This is a genomic window from Geodermatophilus arenarius, assembly GCF_042654585.1.
GTDB lineage: Bacteria > Actinomycetota > Actinomycetes > Mycobacteriales > Geodermatophilaceae > Geodermatophilus > Geodermatophilus arenarius.
The window spans coordinates 107132-123850 of the sequence record NZ_JBHSGR010000015.1; the positions used below are offsets into that span (position 1 = coordinate 107132).

Consider the following 16719-nt stretch of genomic DNA (forward strand, 5'->3'; position numbering starts at 1 on the left):
GGTGCACGGCCCCGGGAGAGTGGCCGGCATGCACGAGCTGTTCAGCGAGGAGCGCTCGGCCGACGTCGTCGCCGCCAGCTTCGCGGGCACCCCGGACCCCCGGCTGCGGCAGGTGGTGACGTCGCTGGTCCGTCACCTGCACGCCTTCGTCAAGGACGTCGAGCTGACCGAGGAGGAGTGGGCCGCGGCGATCGACTTCCTCACCCGCACCGGCCACACCAGCGACGCCGTGCGGCAGGAGTTCGTCCTGCTCTCCGACGTCCTCGGCGTCTCGATGCTCGTGGAGACGATCAACCACCGCAGCGGCGGCACCGGCACCGAGTCCACCGTGCTCGGCCCCTTCCACCAGGTCGAGTCGCCGGAGCGGCAGCTCGGCGACGACATCGCCCTCGACGGCAAGGGCGCCCCGTGCCTGGTCTCGGGGCGGGTCACCGGCCCGGACGGCGAGCCGCTGGCCGGCGCCACCGTCGACGTCTGGCAGGCCAACGCGGACGGCTTCTACGACGTCCAGCAGCCGGACGTCCAGCCGCCGGGCAACCTGCGCGGGCTCTTCACCGCCGACGACGACGGCCGCTTCTGGTTCCGCTCGGTCGTCCCGCGCTGGTACCCCATCCCCGACGACGGCCCGGTCGGGCAGCTGCTCGCCGCCACCGGCCGGCACCCCAACCGGCCCGCGCACCTGCACGTCATCGCCGCGGCGCCGGGGTACCGGCCGGTGACCACGCACGTGTTCGTCGCCGACAGCCCCTACCTCGACTCCGACGCGGTGTTCGGGGTCAAGGAGAGCCTCGTCCGGGACGTGCCCGAGGTCGACGACGCCGAGCGCGCCGCCGCCCTCGGCCTGCCCAACCCCTTCCGCACCCTGACCGTCGACGTCACGCTGCTGCGCGCCTAGCGCCGGAGCCGCAGCGACTGCCCCGGGCGCAGCTGCGCGCAGCGGTCGACGTCGCCGTCGGCGACGTAGCCGGCCACCGGGTAGCCGCCGGTCACCGGCGCGTCGGCGAGGAACAGCACCGGCTGCCCCGACGGCGGCACCTGCACCGCGCCGCGGACCAGCCCCTCGCTGGCCAGCTCGCCCCCGACCGCGCGGTCCAGCCGCGGGCCGGCCAGCCGCAGCCCCACCCGGTTGCTCTGCGCGGTGACCGTCCACGCGGCCGAGCCGAGCGCGTCCAGCGCCGCCCCCGTCAGCCAGTCGGCGCGCGGGCCGGGCAGCAGCCGCACGGTCACCTCCCCGGCGGGCGGGTCGGCGACCGGCGCGAGGTCGACGCCGGGCAGCGGGCCGGCGGCGTCCCCGGCCGGCAGGACGTCCCCGGCGCGCAGCGGCGCCGGCCCGAGGCCGGAGAGCACGTCGGTGGACCGCGAGCCCAGCACCGGCGGGACGGCGATCCCGCCGCGGACGGCGAGGTAGGTCCGCAGCCCGGCGGCCGGCGTCCCGAGCGCCAGGGCCGCCCCGGCGCGGAGCAGGCCGGGTGCGGCGTGCACCGGCGACCCCGGGCACCGCGCGCCCGTGGTGACGACGAGCAGGTCCGCCCCGGCGCGCACCACCAGCCCGCCGAGGGTCACCTCCAGCACCGCGGCCGCGGGGTCGTTGCCCACCAGCCGGTTCGCCAGCGCGGCCGCGGCGCGGTCGGCGGCCCCCGACCGGCCCACGCCGATCCCGCCGAGCCCGGGCCGGCCGCGGTCCTGCACCGTGGTCAGCGGGCCGGGGGACAGCACGGTCAGCACGGCACGAACCGCACCCGCACGCCCGGGCGCAGCAGCGCGGCCGGGTCGCGGGCCAGGTCGAACACCGCGACGTCGGTGCGCCCGACCAGCCGCCACCCGCCCGGCGACGCGCTCGGGTAGACCCCGGTGAACCCGCCGGCCAGGCCCACCGACCCGGCCGGCACCCGGGTGCGCGGGGTGGCCAGCCGCGGCACGTCCCAGGGCGGCCCGTCGGGGACGCAGTAGCCGAACCCCGGCGAGAAGCCGCAGAACGCCACGGTCCACTCCCGCCCGCTGTGCGCCGCGACGACGCCGTCGGGGTCGGTGCCCAGCAGCTCCGCGACGTCGGCGAGGTCGGCGCCGTCGTAGCGGACCGGCAGCTCGACCCGCTCGCCGGTGCCCGCCCGGCCGGGCCGCCACGGCAGCCGCTCGAGCGCGGCCCGCACGTCGGCGAGGTCGCCGTCGGCCACCACCAGCACCGTCCGCGCGGCCGGGACGACGTCGACGACGCCGGGCAGCGCCCGGTCGCGCAGCGCGGCGGAGAAGCCGAGGACGGCGTCGAGGTCGTCGAGCTCCACCAGCAGCGCGGACGACCCGCTCGGCAGGACGCGCATCAGGCGAACGGCGCCAGCGCGACGCCGGCGCCGGTGAGCGCCGCCCGCACCTCCCGGGCGATCGCCACCGCGCCCGGGGTGTCGCCGTGCACGCAGATCGAGTCCGGCGCCAGCACCAGCGGACCGCCGTCGACGTCGGTCACCGGCTCCCCGGCGGCCATCGCCACGCACCGCCGGGCGATCTCGCCGGCGTCGGTGAGCACCGCACCCGGCTGCCGGCGGGGGACCAGCGTGCCGGCCGGGGTGTAGGCGCGGTCGGCGAACGCCTCGGCCACCGTGGGCAGCCCCGCCTCGCCGGCCAGCCGCAGGAACGCCGAGCCCGGCAGCCCCAGCACGGGCAGCGACCTGTCGTACGCGGCGACGGCGGACACCACGGCCGCGGCCTGCTCCTCGTGCGCGACGACCGCGTTGTACAGCGCCCCGTGCGGCTTGACGTAGCGCACCCGCGTCCCCGCCACCCGCGCCAGGCCGTCGAGCGCGCCGAGCTGGTAGAGCACGTCGGCGGCGAGCTCGTCGGGCGCGGCGTCGAGGAACCGGCGGCCGAAGCCGGCGAGGTCCCGGTAGGACACCTGCGCCCCGATCGCGACGCCGGCGTCCGCGGCCTGCGCGCACACCCGCCGCAGCGTCAGCGGGTCGCCGGCGTGGAAGCCGCACGCGACGTTCGCGCTGGTCACCACCTGCAGCATCGCGGCGTCGTCGCCGAGGGTCCACGCACCGAAGGACTCCCCGAGGTCGGCGTTGAGGTCCATGACGACATCCTCGCGGGCGACCCGCGCACGCCACGCGGTCAGCCGGCCGGGAGGCAACTACGGTTCCGTTGACGCCCCCGTGAGCCAGGAGGGCGTCCGGCACGGAGGAGGCGGTACCGGATGCACCGCGACCTGGTGGTGATCGGCGCCTCGGCCGGCGGCGTCGAGGCACTGCGCGACCTGCTCGCCGGCCTCCCGCGGGACCTGCCCGCGGCGGTCCTGGTGGTGCTGCACATGCCCTCCAGCGGGCGCAGCGCGCTGCCGGCCATCCTCGCGCGGGTGTCGGCGCTGCGGGTGTCCGCGGCCGAGGACGGGATGCGGCTGGAGCCCGGCACGGTCGTCGTCGCCGTGCCGGACCGGCACCTGATGGTGGCCGACGGCCACGTGCAGCTCTCCCGGGGACCGCGCGAGAACGGCTGCCGGCCGGCGGTCGACGTCCTGTTCCGCTCGGCCGCCCGCGCGCACGGCCCCCGGGTGGTCTCGGTCGTCCTGTCCGGCGCGCTCGACGACGGCACCGCGGGCACGATCGCCGTCCGCGCCCGGGGCGGGGCGACCGTCGCGCAGGACCCGGGGGAGGCCCTCTACCCGAGCATGCCGCTGCACGCGGTGGAGGTCGGCGGGGCCGACCACGTCGCCGCACTCGCCGAGCTGCCCCGGCTGCTGGACCGGCTGGTGCGCGAGGAGGTCGACGCCGTCGCCCCGGCACCCACCCCCCTCATGACGACGGAGACGGAGATGGCCCGACTCGACGGCGAGGCGATGGACGAGGACGCGCGGCCGGGGACGCCGTCGGGCTTCGGCTGCCCCAGCTGCCACGGCGCGCTGTTCTCGATCAGCGAGGGCGGCATGGAGCGGTACCGGTGCCGCGTCGGCCACGCCTGGTCGCCCGAGGCGCTGGCCGCCGAGCAGGCGCAGGCGCTGGAGGGCGCGCTGTGGATGGCGCTGCGCGGCCTGGAGGAGCGGGCGGCGCTGAGCCTGCGCATGGGCCTGCGCGCGGAGGACGGCGGACACCGGCACAGCGCGCTCGCCTTCCGGCGCCGGCACGACGAGGCGCTGGGGGCCGCCGCGCTGCTGCGGAACCTGCTCGAGCGCGGTGCGCTGAACGGCGAGGGCGTCCCGGACCAGGTCGACGACGAGCTCGGCGACCCCGCCACGGGCGCGGCGGGGGCCTGACCCGTGGCCGAGCAGAGACGGCGGGACGGGGACCTGGTGACCGACGACGGGACGACCTCCGACCCGGGCGGAGGCGACGTGACGAGCGACGACCTGCCCGCCCGCGACGCGGCGGAGGACGACGACCTGCTGGTCGACGACGCCGAGCCCGACGACACCGAGCCCGACGACACCGAGCCCGACGACACCGAGCCCGACGACACCGAGGCTGACGCCTTCGTCGACGCCGCGGCCGGCATCGACCCCGACTTCGAGTCGCTGCTGGTGTACCTGCGCGAGCGGCGCGGCTTCGACTTCACCGGCTACAAGCGGCCCAGCCTGGTCCGCCGGGTGCGCCGGCGCATGGCCGAGGTCGGCACGGCGTCGGTCGCCGAGTACCAGGACTTCCTCGAGGTCCACCCCGACGAGTTCGCGCCGCTGTTCAACACGATCCTCATCAACGTCACGAGCTTCTTCCGCGACCGCCCGGCCTGGGACCACCTGCGCGACCAGCTGCTGCCGGGCCTGCTGGCCTCCGCCGGCCCGCGGATCCGGGTGTGGAGCGCCGGCTCCGCGTCGGGCCAGGAGGCCTACAGCCTGGCGATCCTGCTGGCCGAGGTGCTCGGCATCGACGAGTTCCGGGACCGGGTGAAGATCTACGCGACCGACGTCGACGAGGAGGCGCTGGCCCAGGCCCGTCAGGCGCTGTTCACCGGGCGCGAGATGGCGGGCCTGACCCCCGAGCAGGTGGAGCGGTACTTCACCCAGGAAGGCACCCGGTTCGCCTTCCGCAAGGACCTGCGGCGCTCGGTCATCTTCGGCCGCAACGACCTCGTGCAGGACGCGCCGATCTCGCACGTGGACCTGCTGCTGTGCCGCAACACGCTCATGTACTTCAACGCGGAGACCCAGAACCGCATCCTCGGCCGGCTGCACTTCGCGCTCGCCCCGCACGGGCTGCTCTTCCTCGGCAAGGCCGAGATGCTGCTCTCGCACGCCCAGCTGTTCGTCCCGGTCGACCTCACCCGCCGGTTCTTCCGGAAGCGCGACGGCGGGGGGCAGGCCGAGCGCCGGGCGGTCCCGGCCGTCACTCGCAGCGACCTCGACGGCGGGATCGGCGACCTGTCCCGGCTGCGGCGCCAGGCGATGCTCGCCTCCCCGGGCGCGCAGCTGGTCCTCGACACCGACGGCCGGCTGGCCCTGGTCAACCACCACGCCCAGCGGCTGTTCCACGTCGACGAGCGCGACGTCGGCCGGCCGTTCCAGGACCTCGAGGTGTCCTACCGCCCGGTCGAGCTGCGCGGCGCGATCGCCGAGGCGGTGAGCGGCCGGCGCGCCGTGTGGCTGCGCGGCGTGGAGCGGCACCAGGCAGGTGCGGAGGCCCTCGTCTTCGACGTCCAGGTGGTGCCGCTGTCCCGCGAGGACGGCAGCCCCCTCGGCGTCACGGTCGTGTTCGAGGACGTCACCCCCTACCGGCGGCTGCAGCGGGAGCTGGAGTACGCCAACCGGCAGCTGGAGACGGCCTACGAGGAGCTGCAGTCGACCAACGAGGAGCTGGAGACCACCAACGAGGAGCTGCAGTCGACGGTCGAGGAGCTGGAGACCACCAACGAGGAGCTCCAGTCGACCAACGAGGAACTGGAGACGATGAACGAGGAGCTCCAGTCGATGAACGACGAGCTCCACACGGCCAACGAGGAGCTGCGCGCCAGCACCGACGAGGTCGGCGCGCTCAACGAGTTCATGAGCGGCGTGCTCTCCAGCTTCCGCGCCGGCGTCGTCGTCGTGGACCGGGACCTGCGGGTGCTGGCGTGGAACGCCGCGGCCGAGGACCTGTGGGGCCTGCGCCAGGACGAGGTCAGCGGCCACTACCTGCTCAACCTCGACATCGGCCTGCCCGTGTCGAGCCTGCACCCGCTGCTGCGCCGCCAGGTGGCCGGCGAGGGGCCCTCCCACGAGACCGTCGAGCTGCGCGCGGTCAACCGGCGGGGGCGGCCGGTGCAGGTCCGGGTCACGGTGAGCGCCTTCGCGCCCCGCGCCGGGCAGGGCGGCGGCGCCGTCGTCCTCATGGACCCCGTCGACTGATCAGTGCGTCGACTGATCAGTGCGTGGCGGCGATGACCTCGTCGGCGTGTCCCTCGACCACGAGCTGGGCGAGGTCGCGGACCTTGACGTTGAGCCGGTTGCTCAGGGTGACCAGCCGGGCGAACGCGTCGTCGGCGCCGACGCCGAGCCGGCCCATGAGCACGCCCTTGGCCTGGTCGATGACCGCCCGCGAGGCCAGCGCCTGCTCGAGGTTGGCAGTGAGCCGGCGCAGCGCCTCCCGCTCGCCGACCTCCTGCAGCACGGCCGCGAGCGCCACCGCCACCAGCTCGGCGATCCGCCGGTCCGCGGTCCCGAAGGCGTCGGCCCGGGACGAGTAGACGTTCAGCACGCCGGTCGGCTCGCCCGTCAGCGCCAGCGGCACCGCGAGGACGCTGCGCACCGGGCCGACCGCGGCCAGCCGGGCCAGCGCCGGCCAGCGGGGGTCGGCGCGCAGGTCGCCGGTGGCGACGACCTCGCCGGTGGCCGCGGCGTCCAGGCACGGTCCCTCCTCGGCCCGCATCTGCCGGCCGTCGGCCTCCTGGGCGACCGTGGAGTCGCTGCCCAGGTACCGCGGCGCCGCGGGGGAGCCGATGGTGATGCTCACCCAGCTCGCCGCCGGGACGGCGGCCTGGGTGAGCGCCGCCATCCGGCCGAGCAGCTGCCGACGGTCCCCGTCGGTGCCGGCCAGCCGGGTCAGCTGGGTGAGCGCCTCGGCCACGGTGACCGGCGTGCCGTCCCCGTCGCGCGAGCCGGGCTCGCCGGTGTGGACCTCGGTCGGACCGAGGGGGATGCCGCTGTCGTCGGTGACCAGCACCCAGCGGATCCGCGCCCGCAACGCCTCCGGGTCGACCACGTCCGGCGCGCCGAACAGCTGCCCCGCGGCGCTCGCGCCACGGCGACCGCGGACGGCGACCGGGGCGCGGTACTCGGCGGCCTCCCCGGACCCGAGCGCGCGCAGTGCCGACCGCAGCCCGGGCACGTCCCGGGGCTCGAGGTACACGGTCAGCGGCTTGCCGGCGAGCCGGGCGACGGAGACCCCGACGAGCGCGGCCAGCGCCGGGTTGACCTCCACCAGCTTCCCCGCGCCGTCGGTCACGAACAGTCCGACCGGCAGGACCGCGGCGACGTGCTCGTGCCACCGGCGCTCGCCGTCGAAGCGCTCGACCAGCCGGGCGATCTCCTCCTGCTGCGCGCGCAGCTCCTCCTCGGCGACCCGCAGCTCCTCGTGCGCGACGGCGAGCTCGGCGAGGTCGTCGACGACGCGCGGGGCCGGCAGCGGGCGCAGCGGGTCGGTGCTCACGGCGAGGACTCCCGGCCGGCCTTCCCGGCGTCGGCGGCCGCCTGCCGCCGGTCCTCCTCGGCCTCGTCGCGGTGGTGGGCCGCCTGGCGGCGGTGCTCCGCGGCGTCGCCGATGCCGCGGTCGGCGGCGGCGTCGTGCAGCCGGGCCGTGCGCTCGTGCAGCTGCGAGGAGTGCTCGTGCCGCGCGGCGGCGCGGTGGTGGGCCGCCTCCGCGCGGACGGCGGAGTCCTCGGCCGCCTCCTGCGCCGCCCGGACGTCGTGCTCGGACGGGACCTGGCCCGAGTCCAGGCGGAGCAGCCGGTCGGCCAGCTCGCGGGTGCGCCGGCCGGCCGCCTCCGCGCGCTCGGCGGCCTCCCGCGCCCGGTCCTCAGCGGTCATGGGCCCATCGTCCTCGCCCGGGCCGCCCGTCGCACGCGTGTCGGGCACGCCGACCGGCGGTCACGCACGCTCGGCGGCCCGCTCCCGTGCGGCCAGACGGACCCGGGAGTGCCGGTAGCCGTAGGCCACGTACACCAGCATCCCGAGCGCGAGCCAGGCCAGGAACCGCAGCCACGTCTCGATGCTCAGGTTGAGCATCAGGTAGAGGCAGGCCAGCGCGGCGAGGGCCGGCAGCACGGGGGAGAAGGGCACCCGGAAGGGCCGCTCGAGCTGCGGGCGGGTGCGGCGCAGCACCGGCACCGCGACCGCCACCAGCAGGAAGGCGAACAGGGTGCCGATGCTGACCAGGTCGGCCAGCGTCCCGAGCGGCACGAACGTCGCCAGCACCAGCACCAGGACGGCGAACAGCAGCGTGACCCGCGCCGGGACGCCGGTGCGCGGGCTGACCCGGGCCACCGCCGGCGGCAGCAGCCCGTCGCGGCCCATGGCGAACCCGATCCGGCCGATGGTGATCAGGTCGACCAGGATCACCGAGGTCAGCCCGGCCACCGCGGCGATCGACACCAGCGACGACGCCCAGCCGAGCCCCACCTGGTCGAACGCGTCGGCGATCGGCGCGCCCTCGTCGATGTCGGTGTACTCGACCATCCCGACGACGACGAACGCGACGCCCACGTAGAGCGCCGTGGCCAGCCCGAGGGTGCCGAGCAGGCCGAGCGGCACGTCCCGCGCCGGGCGCCGGGTCTCCTCCGACAGGTTGGCCACCGCCTCGAAGCCGGTGTAGGCGAAGAAGACGACGGCCGCCGCGGTGAGCACCCCGCCGACGCCGAACGCGACCGGCTCCAGCCCGGCGATCACCTCGATGAGCGGCCGGGTCAGCCCGCTGCCGGTCTCGGCCGGCTCCGACGGCGGCACGAACGGGGTGAGGTTGGCGCCGCGGACGAACCAGACCCCGGCCAGGATGACGAACAGGCAGACGGCGACCTTGACGACGACCAGCACGCCGGTGACCCGCGCCGACTCGCGGATGCCCAGCACCGCCACGAGCGTCAGGACGACGACGATCGCCGCCGCGCCCAGGTTCACCGTGGCGGTCTCGCCGAACAGCGACGGCGGCAGGTCCAGCAGGTTGCCGACGTAGCCCGACCAGCCGCGGGCGACCACGGCCGCGCCGAGGGCGAACTCCAGGAACAGGTCCCAGCCGATGATCCAGGCGACGACCTCGCCGACCGTGGCGTAGGTGTAGGTGTACGCGCTCCCCGCCGTCGGCACGGCCGAGGCCAGCTCGGCGTAGCAGACCGCCGCCAGCAGGGCGACCAGCCCGGCGACGGCGAAGGAGACCACCACCGCCGGGCCGGCGCTGTTCTTCGCCGTCACGCCGGTGAGCGTGAAGATCCCGGTGCCGATGACGATGCCGATGCCGAACCCGACCAGGTGTCTCGCGGACAGCCGCTTGCGCAGGTGCCCGCCGCCGTCGGGCGCCCTCTCGTCGTCCCCGGCGTCCGCGCGGACGGCCTCCACCGACTTCGTCCGGAACAGGTCCACGGGGGGACGCTAGGTCGGTGCGGGCCCGCTCGCTGGGTGAGAGGAGGGGTGGTCCTCCGTCAGACCTCGTCGACGGGGAAGGTCCGCGACGGGGACACGAACTCGTCCTGGGCGGCGACCAGCAGGATCTCCCGCGAGCCGGCCTCCTCGGTGCGCCGCAGCAGCCCCCAGACGCTGGCCGCGGCCCGGCCGAGCGCCTCGCCGGCGGAGCGGGTGTCCAGCCAGTGCGCGAGGAACAGCGCCGCGATCGCGTCGCCGGCGCCGTTGACCGACACCGACAGCCGCGGCGTGCGCACGCGGAAGTGGCGGCCGCCCTCGGAGGCGAGCAGGTCGACGGCGTCGTCGGGGGTGTCGTCGGCGACCAGCGACGTCGTCAGCACCACCCGCGGGCCCAGCGCCTGCACCGCGGCGACGGCGTCCTGCACCTCGGCGAGCGTGCGGGTCGTCGTCCGCGCGAGCAGGTCGAGCTCGTAGTGGTTGGGGGTGACGACGTCGGCCGCCGGGACGGCGACCTCGCGCATGAACTCCTCGATGCCCGGCCGCACGAACACGCCGCGGCCGACGTCGCCGATGACCGGGTCGCAGGCGTACACGGCGTCGGGGTTGGCCGCGCGCACCCGCCCCACCGTGCCGACCACGGCGTGGCCGATGTCGGCCGAGCCGAGGTAACCGGACAGGACGGCGTCGGCGGTGCCCAGCACGCCGCGGTCGGCGATGCCGTCGACGACCTCCTCGATCGCCTGGCCGTCGAACACCCGCCCGGTCCACGCGCCGTAGCCGGTGTGGTTGGAGAACTGGACGGTGTGCACCGGCCAGACCTCGACGCCGAGGCGCTGGAGCGGGAAGACCGCCGAGGAGTTGCCCACGTGGCCGTAGGCGACGTGCGACTGGATGGAGAGGACGTTCACCACGGAGCACACGCTGCCATGCGCCCGCGGGCCGGTCAGCCGAGGGTGGCGACCAGGTCGCGGCAGGCCTGCTCGCAGCGCCGGCAGGACTCCGCGCAGACCCGGCAGTGCTCGTGCATCCCGGAGTGGGAGGCGCACTCGTCGCCGCAGGCGCGGCAGGCGGCGGCGCACGCCTCGAGGACGGTGCGGGTGAGGTTCGCGTCGTACCCAGTGTGCCGGGACAGCACGCGCCCCGTCGCCTCGCAGACGTCGGCGCAGTCCAGGTTCGTGCGGATGCACTTCCGGAGCCCGGCGACCATCTCCTCGGACAGGCAGGCGTCGGCGCACGCGGTGCACGCCTGCGCGCACTCGACGCACGCCTCGATGCAGGCGGTCAGCCGCTCGCGGTCGATGCCGCCGAGGTCGGCCGGGTAGGTGTCGAGCATCTGGGCGGCGGCGGTCACGTCGGTCTCCGTTCCCTGCGTCGGGCCGGGGCGGCGGGCGCCGTCCCGGGCGGCGGGTCCCGGCGCGCCGTCCGGTCGAGCCGGGCGACGACGAGCGCGTGCGGGAGCGTGAGCGCCGCCAGGACCGGCAGGGCGGTGGCCAGGGACCCGCGCCAGCCTCCCGCGGCCGGCCACAGCAGCGCCAGCACCGCGAGCACCGCCAGGGTCGGCAGCGCCGCGGCGGCGGCGAACCGGCGCAGCGGGGCGCCGAGCCGGCCGCGGGCCAGGTCGTCCGCGTTCGCCGGGTCCGCGGCGACGAGGCGGGCGACGTGGCGGACGGCGTGCCAGCAGCCGAACCACACGCCGAAGGCCGCGAACGGCGGGACGACGAGGACGAGCACCAGCAGGGCGGCGACCTCGGCGGCCTCCAGCCACCGCCCGGCCAGCAGCCGCTCCGCGGCCAGCGCGGCGGCCGCCGGGAGCACCGTGACCAGCACCGTCGCCACGACGGCGGCCGGCAGGACGCCGCTGCTCCCGGGCACGACCGCGGCCACGACCGGCGCCGCCTCGTGCGTCCCGCGCGCCAGGGGGACGAGCAGCACCAGCGCGCCCAGCACCGCCGACGCCGTCGCCTGCCGGTGCACCGGGCGGCCCGCCCGCAGGTCGGCGAAGGCGGTCTCTCCGGTGCCGAAGTGCCAGGTCGCCACGAGCACGAAGACCAGCAGCCCCGGCCCCGGCGCCGCCCGGAACAGCAGCCACCCGGCGGCGGCCACGGCGGCGTAGCCGAGGGCGACCAGCGCCGGCCGCGGCAGCCGGGAGCCGGGCGCCAGGTGGTCGACCGCCCCGTGCGGGAGGCCCAGCAGCAGACCGGCCACCAGCGGCAGCCAGGCCAGGTCCCCCCAGCCGACGGTGACCTCGACGGCCACCACCGCCGCCACCGCGGTCAGCGAGACGGCGGTGGCGGCCCGTGCTGGAGCCGCGAGCGGTCCGGCGGGCGACGGCACGGTCAGGCCCGGTCGGCCGTCCAGGCCGCCCCGTACCGGCCGGCGGAGACCCGGCTCCCGGGGTCCCGCTCGGGCAGGTGCTCGACCTCGTGGTGCTCGTGCGGGTAGGCCGGGTGCGTGGCGAACACCGGGGCGTCGTCGACGGTGTTGTCCTCGAAGCGGGTGCTGCGGTGCTCGGCCTGCGTGCCCGGCAGCACGGCCTCGCTCTGGTGCACGTTGCTCACCCACACCGACTCGGGGTGCGTGTCGACGCCGGCGGCGACGTCCTCGGCGGTGCGCAGCTTGGCCACCTTGTGCACCAGCACGCCGAAGCCGACCTTGGCCAGCACGTCGGCGGCGGAGTAGGCCACCTGCATGCCGGCGAGCCAGGCGGGCGTGACGTCGACGAACACCGGGACCGCGTAGACCAGCGGGTAGACGCCGAAGGTCGCCAGCAGCACGATCGCCGCGTTGCGCAGGCTGGTCCCGGCCTCGACGCTCATCGAGCCGGTCGAGGCGCGGACGGCGCCGATCAGCGCGACGTACAGGTAGGCGTAGAAGACGGTGCTGATGCAGCCCCACAGCACCAGCGCGCCGACGTCGCGGCCCTGGGCCAGCACCTGGCTGCCCAGGAACCCGGTGAGGATCATGAGGAAGGCCGCGGCCATCGTGGTGAACCGCAGGGTGCGTGCCCGGGCCCCGGTGAGCGAGCAGACGGCCAGCAGCTCCGCGGTCAGCAGCGGGACGGTCACCGACCAGTCGGCGTAGCGCGGGTACAGCGTCGCGCGCGCCTCCGCGTTGGGGACGAGGACGCCGTCCCGCAGGTCGAAGCCGGTGTCCCACTTGAGGTGCAGCACCAGGTACGACAGCGCGGCGACGCCGGCGATGCACAGGCCGGCGACCACGGCGGGGCGGTAGCGGGCACCGACCTCGTCCCGGCTGGTCCACGAGTAGAGGAGGTAGGCGACCAGGGCGAGGCCCGCGCCGGCGATCGAGTAGGTGACCAGGTCGTACAGGCCGAGCGGCATGGTCTGCAGCTCGGGGGTGGGCGTGTCGGACACGTCTGCGGGACCTCCGGGGAGCCGGGGGCTGCGGGGCCGCGGCTCGACCCGCGGCGGGGTTACCCCCCGTCATCCGGCCGAACCGGTCGGTGCCCCGTCCGGCAGGCCGTTTGACGGCACCGGCCCGCGGAGATGGCCCCTGCGGACCGACCGGCACCGACGAGAGGACCTCGCATGGCGCGCATCGACCGGATCGCCGAGCCGTGGGGGACGAGGACGCCGTACGGGCCGGGGGAGACCTGGCCGGTGCGGGTGGACACCCACCTCGCCGACGGCCTGACCGAGGACGACGTCGACCGCTGGGTGCCCTCGGCGGCGGTCCTGCACAGCAACGGGGACGGCCTGGACATCGCGGTCAAGGACGGCCGCGTCGTCGGCGTCCGCGGCCGTGCCGAGGACCGGGTCAACCACGGCCGGCTCGACCCGAAGGACCTGTTCGGCTGGCAGGCCAACTCCTCACCCGAGCGGCTGACCCGGCCGCTGGTCCGGCGGGACGGCGAGCTGGTCGAGACCGACTGGGACACCGCGATGGACGCCGTCGTGCGCCGGTGCCGGGACCTGCTCGACGAGCAGGGCGCCAGCGCGATCGGCTTCTACACGTCCGGCCAGCTGTTCCTCGAGGAGTACTACACGCTCGGGCTCATCGCCCACGGCGGCATCGGCACCAACCACGTCGACGGCAACACCCGGCTGTGCACCGCCACCGCCGCGGCGGCGCTCAAGGAGACCTTCGCCTGCGACGGCCAGCCCGGCTCCTACACCGACGTGGACCACGCCGACGTCATCGCGCTGTTCGGGCACAACGTCGCCGAGACCCAGACCGTGCTGTGGGCCCGGATCCTCGACCGGCTGGCCGGCCCCCACCCGCCGGCGATCGTGTGCGTCGACCCGCGGGAGACGCCGGTGGCCCGCGCGGCGACCGTGCACCTGGCGCCGCGGCCGGGCACCAACGTCGTGCTGATGAACGCGCTGCTGCACGAGGTCATCGCCCGCGGGTGGGTCGACCGGGACTACGTCGAGGCGCACACCGTCGGGTTCGACGAGCTGGCGGAGCGGGTCCGCGACTACCCGCCCGAGGTGGCCGAGCAGGTGTGCGACGTCCCGGCCGCGCGGATCCGGGAGGCCGCCCGCGTCCTCGGCACGGCCGAGCGGCTGCTGTCCACCGTCCTGCAGGGCTTCTACCAGTCGCACCAGGCCACCGCGGCCGCCGTGCAGGTCAACAACCTCAACCTGGTCCGGGGCATGCTCGGCAGACCCGGCTGCGGGATCCTGCAGATGAACGGCCAGCCCACCGCGGAGAACACCCGCGAGGCCGGGGCGGACGGCGACCTCGCCGGCTTCCGCAACTGGTCCGACGACGCCCAGGTCGCCGACCTGGCCCGGGTCTGGAACCTCGACCCGTTCGACATCCCCTCCTACTCGCCGCCGACGCACGCGATGCAGGTGTTCCGGCACGCCGAGGAGGGGTCGCTGCGGTTCCTGTGGGTGCAGGCGACCAACCCCGCGGTGTCGCTGCCCGAGCTGGGGCGGATCCGCTCTATCCTGGCCCAGGAGCGGCTGTTCCTCGTCGTGCAGGACGCCTTCCTGACCGAGACCGCGCAGCTGGCCGACGTCGTCCTGCCCGCGGCCCTGTGGGGCGAGAAGACCGGCACGTTCACCAACGCCGACCGGACCGTGCACCTGTCGGAGAAGGCGGTCGACCCGCCGGGGGAGGCCCGGCCCGACCTGGACGTCCTCGTCGACTTCGCCCGCCGGCTGGACCTGCGGGACAAGGACGGCGCCCCGCTGGTGAAGTGGGACGACCCCGAGGGCGCCTTCGAGGGCTGGAAGGAGTGCTCCCGCGGCCGGCCCTGCGACTACAGCGGCCTGTCCTACGCGAAGCTGCGCGAACGCAACGGCATCCAGTGGCCGGTCACCGAGGACGCGCCCGAGGGCACCGAGCGGCTCTACGCCGACGGCCGGTTCTCCGCGCACCCCGAGTACTGCGAGAGCTACGGCCGCGACATGGTCACCGGCGCCCCGCTCGACGAGACCGAGTACCGCGCGCTCAACCCCGAGGGGAAGGCGGTGCTCAAGGCGGCCGAGTACGTCCCGCCCCACGAGCTGCCCGACCAGGAGCACCCGTTCCAGCTGGTCACCGGCCGGACCCTCTACCAGTTCCACACCCGCACCAAGACCGGCCGGGCGCCGCAGCTGCGGGCCGCCGCGCCGGAGGTCTGGGTGGAGATGTCGGCCTCCGACGCCGCCGACCGCGGCTGGGGCGAGGGCGACCTGCTCGAGGTGTCCACCCCGCGCGGCCGGGTCGAGGCGCGGCTGCGGGTGAGCGGCATCCGGCCGGGGGTGCTGTTCCTGCCGTTCCACTACGGGTACTGGGACCGGGCCGGCGGAGAGGAGCCGGACCGGGCCGCCAACGAGCTCACCCCGAGCGACTGGGACCCGGTGTCCAAGCAGCCGATCTTCAAGACGGCGGCCGCCGCGGTGACCCGGCTGGCCGCCTCCGACGGCACGCCGGCCCCGGCGCCGACCACCACCGGCTCGCGGCCGGTCGCGGCGGACGTGCCGCCCACCCGCGGCGGCGACACGGCGCTCGTGGAGGAGCGGGAGGGGGTCCGGTGAAGCTGGGACTGGCGATCGAGGAGCTGCACCGGTCCGAGACCGGGCTGGCGCGCACGCTGCTCGCCGTCTCGGACCGGCACGCCTCCGACCACGAGGTCTTCCACGTCGCCCGGGACGTCGCCGCCTGGTCGCAGCGGCACGTCACCGAGCTGGCACGGGTCGGCCGCGACTTCGGCGTCGACCTCGACCCGGAGCCGCCGGGCGACCCGGGGGTCCTGGAGACGCTCCGGCAGACGACGGCCGACCTGCTGCGGCGCCGGTCGGAGCCGGGGCTGCTGCTGCTCGCCGACCTGCGGCACGTCCACCGCGAGGCGGCCGGGGTCTCGCTGGACTGGGAGCTGCTCGCCCAGGCCGCGCAGGGAGCCCGGCGGCGGGAGCTGTTCGAGCTGGCCCGGCGCTGCCACCCCGACACCCTGCGGCAGATGCGGTGGGCGAACGCCAAGCTCAAGGAGTCCGCGACCCAGGCCCTGGTCAGCTGACGCGCCGGTCGCGCCCTGCCCCGCGGGGCGGGGCGGGGCACGACCCGCCCGGACCCGGCGGCGCGTCGGCGCGTCGCCCGGCGGGTCGCGCGGACCGACTTGTCGCGGAACCGGGACGGCGGGATCCTGCGGTCACCGCCGCGGACGCCGGGCTCCCGGGCTGTGCGGCGCGGTCCAGGGGAGGGCCGCCATGGGCTGGGCGATCGCCAGCGTCGTCGGGTTCGTCGTGCTGACCGCGCTGGTCACCGCGATGGCACGGAGCAACACCGCCCGCTGGGAGCGGGACCACCGCGCGGCCCAGGCCGCGGCACGCGCGCACGCGGCGGCGGCGCGCAGCGCCTGGACGGCGGCCCTCCGCCGGGCCCGGCCCGAGCCGCCGGAGGAGCCGCGCCACGGCTCCCTGCACCTGCCGCACGTGCGGCTGCCGGCCGGCCTGGTGGACCGGCTGCCGCACCCGCAGGACTGGCTGCCGCGGCACCTGCCGCACCTGCACCTGCCGGTGCTGCGCCTGCCGGGGCGCGTCCGGGACGAGCGGGAGCCGGAGGAGCCGCCGCGCGCCGGCGCCTCCTAGACCGCCACCTCCCGGCCCGGCGCCTCCCGGCCCGGGGCGGGGAGGGGCAGCTGCTCGAAGCCGGGCAGCCAGGGTGCCGCGGCGGTCCGCTCCGCGCGCCGCGCGGCCCGGCCCGCGCGGCGGGCGGCCGCCTCCCGCTCGGCGGTGCGCCGC

General features: G+C 76.3%; 16 protein-coding genes. 6 read left to right on the forward strand and 10 right to left on the reverse strand.

All coding sequences use genetic code 11. The annotated features are described in order from the left end of the window. Positions 1–28: 28 nt before the first annotated feature. The gene (locus tag ACFO3M_RS14615) at positions 29–895 is read left to right on the forward strand and encodes an intradiol ring-cleavage dioxygenase (protein ID WP_387990013.1); all 867 of its coding nucleotides are present in this window, start codon (positions 29–31) and stop codon (positions 893–895) included. Here the strand turns inward: ACFO3M_RS14615 and ACFO3M_RS14620 are convergent. Genes ACFO3M_RS14620 through ACFO3M_RS14630 form a run of 3 tightly spaced genes read right to left on the reverse strand, consistent with a single transcriptional unit; the run spans position 892 to position 3067 of the window. After that, on the reverse strand, positions 892–1725 hold the full coding sequence (locus ACFO3M_RS14620) for a 5-oxoprolinase subunit C family protein (protein ID WP_387990016.1): 834 nt from the start codon (positions 1723–1725) through the stop codon (positions 892–894). The two genes, ACFO3M_RS14615 and ACFO3M_RS14620, sit on opposite strands and share 4 nt — an antisense overlap. Further along, entirely contained in the window at positions 1719–2318 is a 600-nt protein-coding gene (locus ACFO3M_RS14625) for a 5-oxoprolinase subunit B family protein (RefSeq protein ID WP_387990019.1), read from the reverse strand. The genes ACFO3M_RS14620 and ACFO3M_RS14625 overlap by 7 nt, the downstream gene beginning before the upstream one ends. Further along, the gene (locus tag ACFO3M_RS14630) at positions 2318–3067 is read right to left on the reverse strand and encodes a LamB/YcsF family protein (RefSeq protein WP_387990022.1); all 750 of its coding nucleotides are present in this window, start codon (positions 3065–3067) and stop codon (positions 2318–2320) included. Before ACFO3M_RS14630 ends, ACFO3M_RS14625 begins: the two co-directional genes overlap by 1 nt. A 120-nt stretch (positions 3068–3187) precedes the next feature. On the opposite strand from ACFO3M_RS14630, the gene ACFO3M_RS14635 reads away from it, so the two are divergent. Next, positions 3188–4240: a chemotaxis protein CheB gene (locus ACFO3M_RS14635; protein ID WP_387990025.1), complete on the forward strand. Its 1053-nt coding sequence runs from the start codon at positions 3188–3190 to the stop codon at positions 4238–4240. A 78-nt stretch (positions 4241–4318) separates the two neighbouring features. Continuing rightward, complete coding sequence (locus ACFO3M_RS14640; protein WP_387990028.1) at positions 4319–6304, forward strand: CheR family methyltransferase; 1986 nt, start codon at positions 4319–4321, stop codon at positions 6302–6304. Positions 6305–6320: 16 nt separating this feature from the next. Here the strand turns inward: ACFO3M_RS14640 and ACFO3M_RS14645 are convergent, their stop codons facing one another. From ACFO3M_RS14645 to ACFO3M_RS14675, 7 genes are read right to left on the reverse strand one after another with little or no spacing between them, the layout of a single operon-like run. Then, positions 6321–7604: an ANTAR domain-containing protein gene (locus ACFO3M_RS14645; RefSeq protein WP_387990031.1), complete on the reverse strand. Its 1284-nt coding sequence runs from the start codon at positions 7602–7604 to the stop codon at positions 6321–6323. Next, complete coding sequence (locus ACFO3M_RS14650; RefSeq protein WP_387990034.1) at positions 7601–7981, reverse strand: hypothetical protein; 381 nt, start codon at positions 7979–7981, stop codon at positions 7601–7603. Before ACFO3M_RS14650 ends, ACFO3M_RS14645 begins: the two co-directional genes overlap by 4 nt. A gap of 60 nt (positions 7982–8041) precedes the next feature. Beyond that, on the reverse strand, positions 8042–9526 hold the full coding sequence (locus ACFO3M_RS14655; RefSeq protein ID WP_387990036.1) for an amino acid permease: 1485 nt from the start codon (positions 9524–9526) through the stop codon (positions 8042–8044). Between the two features lie 59 nt (positions 9527–9585). Continuing rightward, a complete protein-coding gene (gene pdxY, locus ACFO3M_RS14660) occupies positions 9586–10437 on the reverse strand; it encodes a pyridoxal kinase PdxY (protein WP_387990039.1) in 852 nt (283 codons plus the stop codon). 32 nt (positions 10438–10469) lie between these two features. Further along, positions 10470–10877 (reverse strand): four-helix bundle copper-binding protein, encoded by a 408-nt coding sequence (locus ACFO3M_RS14665; RefSeq protein WP_387990042.1) that lies wholly within the window; start codon positions 10875–10877, stop codon positions 10470–10472. After that, positions 10874–11860, reverse strand: a complete 987-nt coding sequence (locus ACFO3M_RS14670) for a beta-carotene 15,15'-dioxygenase, Brp/Blh family (RefSeq protein WP_387990045.1) — start codon at positions 11858–11860, stop codon at positions 10874–10876. The genes ACFO3M_RS14665 and ACFO3M_RS14670 overlap by 4 nt, the downstream gene beginning before the upstream one ends. A gap of 2 nt (positions 11861–11862) precedes the next feature. Continuing rightward, a complete protein-coding gene (locus ACFO3M_RS14675; protein WP_387990048.1) occupies positions 11863–12900 on the reverse strand; it encodes a bacteriorhodopsin in 1038 nt (345 codons plus the stop codon). 174 nt (positions 12901–13074) lie between these two features. On the opposite strand from ACFO3M_RS14675, the gene ACFO3M_RS14680 reads away from it, so the two are divergent. From ACFO3M_RS14680 to ACFO3M_RS14690, 3 genes are all read left to right on the forward strand, one after another. Then, positions 13075–15516 (forward strand): molybdopterin oxidoreductase family protein, encoded by a 2442-nt coding sequence (locus tag ACFO3M_RS14680; RefSeq protein WP_387990050.1) that lies wholly within the window; start codon positions 13075–13077, stop codon positions 15514–15516. Beyond that, positions 15513–15995 (forward strand): hypothetical protein, encoded by a 483-nt coding sequence (locus ACFO3M_RS14685; RefSeq protein ID WP_387990053.1) that lies wholly within the window; start codon positions 15513–15515, stop codon positions 15993–15995. The genes ACFO3M_RS14680 and ACFO3M_RS14685 overlap by 4 nt, the downstream gene beginning before the upstream one ends. Before the next feature lie 190 nt (positions 15996–16185). Then, entirely contained in the window at positions 16186–16566 is a 381-nt protein-coding gene (locus tag ACFO3M_RS14690) for a hypothetical protein (RefSeq protein ID WP_387990056.1), read from the forward strand. Positions 16567–16719 lie beyond the last annotated feature (153 nt).